Genomic DNA, 506 nt, shown 5'->3' with positions numbered 1-506 from the left:
CGTTCAGACACAACACCCAAAACAAGAGCCAGAATTGCGGCGTTTTCATGGCTTGTGAGACATTGACATGATTACTGCTGACCAATTTGCTTTTGATTTTCGGCGCAACATAACCTTTAGGTTTCCAGCCATCGGCAGGTACACGGATCGTAAATGCACCGAACATCATCAACACCAAATAAAACAACCCTAAAACCACAAAAGTCTGCGCGACGCCAACCGAAGTTTCACTGGAGAAAAAACTCATCAGCGATACCGACAAAGGCGAAGCCAACATCGCGCCGCCGCCAAAACCCATAATCGCCAAACCTGTAGCCATGCCTGGTTTATCGGGAAACCATTTCATCAAAGTCGATACAGGCCCGATATAGCCCAAGCCCAAACCAACCCCGCCAATCACACCGTTGCCCAAATAAAGCAAAAACAGATTGTGCGTATGGACGCCGATCGCCGACACAAAAAAGCCCAAGCTAAAGCAGCAGGCGGCAACAAACATTGCTTTACGC

The 506-nt window shown here is 48.4% G+C and carries 1 protein-coding gene; it reads right to left on the bottom strand.

The window, feature by feature from the left end; all coding sequences use genetic code 11:
* The coding region (locus ACTHUR_RS18745) for an MFS transporter (protein WP_440400278.1) at positions 1–506 on the bottom strand (506 nt) is incomplete at both ends.

It is taken from the genome of Neisseria sp. P0021.S007 (genome assembly GCF_051956855.1).
Note: the sequence above shows the minus strand (reverse complement) of the source record. Positions and strands in the feature narration are given on the sequence as shown.